The sequence below is a fragment of the Nonomuraea sp. MG754425 genome (assembly GCF_021699195.1).
Classification (GTDB): Bacteria; Actinomycetota; Actinomycetes; order Streptosporangiales; family Streptosporangiaceae; genus Nonomuraea.
In genome coordinates this window covers 1-3,009 of the sequence record NZ_SSXE01000375.1, presented here as the reverse complement: position 1 = coordinate 3,009, position 3,009 = coordinate 1, and the positions used below count along the sequence as shown (strand labels likewise).

Below are 3,009 nucleotides of genomic sequence, written 5' to 3'. Positions count from 1 at the left end.
GGGTGGGGTCATCGGGTGCCCCAGGCCGTCGGCAGTTCGTCGAGGGAGGTGATCGGCACGACGGTCACCCCGGGCGGGGCGGCGGGGACCGGGCCGCCGCCCACGTACACGCAGATGACCCGGTCGAAGCGGCGCCGCGCGCCCGCGACCCGCGCCACCTCCGACGGGTCCCCCGTGACCAGCACCAGCGACCCGCCGCCGCGCGCCGCCCGCAGCGCCTCCGCGACGCCGGACGGGCCCGGCCGGACCAGGGCGAGCCGGTCCAGGACGCTCTCCACGTCCGTCTTCGTGCCGATCAGGGGCCCGTCGCCGGTCAGGACGCGGACGGGGAACCCGGCACGGGCGGCGGCGACGGCGGCCGAGGCGGCGGCGTCCACGGCCGGCTCCGTCAGCGCGCGCGTGTCGAGCAGCACGGTCGTGGTGGGCAGGGCGGCGTCGATGAGCCGGCGCACCATCAGGGTCCCGACGCGGGCGCTGGAGCGCCAGTGGACGTGGCGCAGGTCGTCGCCCACCACGTACTCGCGCAGGGTGTGGAAGGTGGCCGTGCCGGCGGGGGCGTTGTCGCCGGCCGGGCCCTCCAGGTGGTGGGCCCGGCCGGAGGGCGGGACGGGCAGGGCGACCGTACGCGGGCGTACCAGGAGGGTGACGGGCAGGCCGTACTCGCGGACCCGGCGGGTGAGCCCGAACGGGTCGGCGCGCACGAGCATGAGCGGCCCCACCGGGATCTCGCCGCGCGTGTCCGTCGGCAGCGGGTACGACACGGTCCGCACCGCCCCCTTGGGCAGCCTGGGCAGGTCGATCGTGTGCTCCGACGAGCCGATCCGGTCCTGGGCCCGCAGGCCGGACAGTCCGCGGCTGCCGAGGTTGGCGACGTTCAGCACGGCCACGGCGGCCTCGCCGCGCGGCACCTTGAGCGGCGTGACCTCCCTGCGCACCTCCAGACGGGGTTTCGGAGCGGTCCACGCCAGCGCGGCGGCCAGCGCGAGCAGCGCGCCCGTGGCGAGCACGACCGGCTCGGGGTAGCCGAGCGCGAGCCCCGCCAGGTACAGGGCGACGGCCCCCGCGAGCGTGCCCCGCCCGAGCGGGGTGAGGGCCCGCATCTCAGGCCGCCTGCGGCACCGGCATCCCGGCGAGGATCTCGCCGAGCGCGGCGGCGGCGCTGACCTCGCGCAGTTCGGCCTCCGGCGTGAGGATGAGGCGGTGCGCCAGCACCGGCGCGGCCAGCGCCTTGACGTCCTCGGGCACCACGTAGTGCCGTCCGGCGGCGGCGGCCTTGACGCGGGCGGCCCGCAGCAGCGCGAGGCTGCCCCGGGGGCTGGCGCCCAGCCGCAGGTGCGGGCTGATCCGGGTGGCACCGCACAACGCCACGATGTAGTCGTAGACGGGGTCGGCCACGTGGATGCGCGAGGCGAAGTCGATCATGCCGGCCACGTCCGAGGCCCGCGCCACCACCGGCAGCCGCTCGACCTGCGGCCCGGTCGGCATGCCCTTGAGCACCTCGACCTCGGACGCGTGGTCGGGGTAGCCGACGGAGATCTTCATCAGGAACCGGTCGAGCTGGGCCTCGGGCAGCGGGTACGTGCCGTCCATGTCCACGGGGTTCTGCGTGGCCACCACGAGGAACGGCCGGGGCACCGGGTGGGGTTCGGCGTCCACCGTGACCCGGCGCTCCTCCATCACCTCCAGCAGCGCGGCCTGCGTCTTCGGCGAGGCGCGGTTGATCTCGTCGGCGAGCACGATGTTGGCGAAGACCGGCCCCTGGTGGAACTCGAACCTCTGGTGCGCCTGGTTGAAGATCGACACGCCGGTGATGTCGCTGGGCAGCAGGTCGGGGGTGAACTGGACGCGCCGCCACTGCGCGTCCACGCTGGCGGCCAGCGAGCGGGCGAGTGTGGTCTTGCCGGTGCCGGGGACGTCCTCGACCAGCAGATGGCCCTCGGAGAACAGGCAGATCAGGGCCAGCTCGATGGCCTCGTGCTTGCCGCGGATGACGCGCTCGATGTTGCCGGCCAGGAGCTGGAACCGCTGCGCGAACTGCCCGGCGAGCTGCTGCTGCCCCTGCGGCTGGGCCTGCTGCTGGGCCTGCGGGAGCTGTGGAAGCTGCGGTGGCGGCTGCTGGTACGGGTGCGCGGCCTGGTCCTGATAGTTGTACTGCGTCAACTGAGTCCCCTTCTCAGTCGGTGCACTCGAAGAGCGGCCCCTCGGGGAAACCGCCGTCCGGAGTCGCCACCAGAGTGTCGTTCAGGTAGCCGTTGCCGTACTGGCTCTCGATCCGGTTCCAGATGTCGCTGGTTCTCCCGGTCGAGGTGTCGGTGTACGAGGTGCCCTTGACCTGGCAGATCACCGTCAGCGTGAGGTACTGCCCCTTCGGGATCGTCCCGGCGGTGCCGCTCGTCGACGGGGTCGTGCGGATGAGCGTGTTGGTGTCGTCGTTGCTGGCGTTCTTGTACTGCTGGCGCGGGTAGGCCAGGTCGACCTCGGCCGTGGCGACGTCCGGGCTCTCCCCCGCAGCGTTCCTGGCCTTCAGGCTGAAGGTGTGCTTCTGGTTGTTCTTGAGCCCGTCCGCGGTGAACGACGTGCCCTTGACGCCGTCCTTCGTGGCCGCGCCGGTCAGCTCGTACGTGGTGTCGTCGCCGGCGCCCTCCGGGGCGGTCCAGGTCAGCTCGGCGCCCCGGTTCCTGGCCTTGGCCGCGAAGCCGCCCGGCGAGCCCGGCGCCACGCACGGCCGCACCCCGGCGCTGGGCTCGGACTCGACCTCGCCGCCCGACCAGTGCGCGACCACGGTGAAGGTGTACTCGTTCGCGCAGTCGCCGCCGGTGAACTCGAACCGGAACGGGCCGTCCGCGTCCACCGACTGCGGTGTGGACCTGCCGTCGCCGGAGGTCCGCAGCGTGTAGCGGCCGACCTTGCCGCCGGTGGCGGCGCTGAAGGTCACCGTCACCGTGCCGGGGCCCGACCTGGCGGTCACGGCGCCGGGCGCGGAGGGCGCGCTCGCCGACGGCGTGGGGG

Annotated in this window: 2 protein-coding genes and 1 pseudogene; all 3 read right to left on the bottom strand. The window is 74.0% G+C overall.

Annotation, left to right across the window (positions count from 1 at the left end; translation table 11 throughout):
- Positions 1-8: 8 nt before the first annotated feature.
- Complete coding sequence (locus FAF44_RS52640) at positions 9-1,100, bottom strand: DUF58 domain-containing protein (RefSeq protein WP_237111027.1); 1,092 nt, start codon at positions 1,098-1,100, stop codon at positions 9-11.
- A 1-nt stretch (position 1,101) separates the two neighbouring features.
- A complete protein-coding gene (locus tag FAF44_RS52635; RefSeq protein WP_237111026.1) occupies positions 1,102-2,160 on the bottom strand; it encodes a MoxR family ATPase in 1,059 nt (352 codons plus the stop codon).
- Positions 2,161-2,173: 13 nt separating this feature from the next.
- Positions 2,174-3,009, bottom strand: a pseudogene (locus tag FAF44_RS52630) (fibronectin type III domain-containing protein); the annotation flags it as partial.

Excerpts from the sequence above, each read along its gene's own strand:
- FAF44_RS52640 (WP_237111027.1), bottom strand. The coding sequence starts at position 1,100 with ATGCGGGCCCTCACCCCGCTCGGGCGGGGCACGCTCGCGGGGGCCGTC.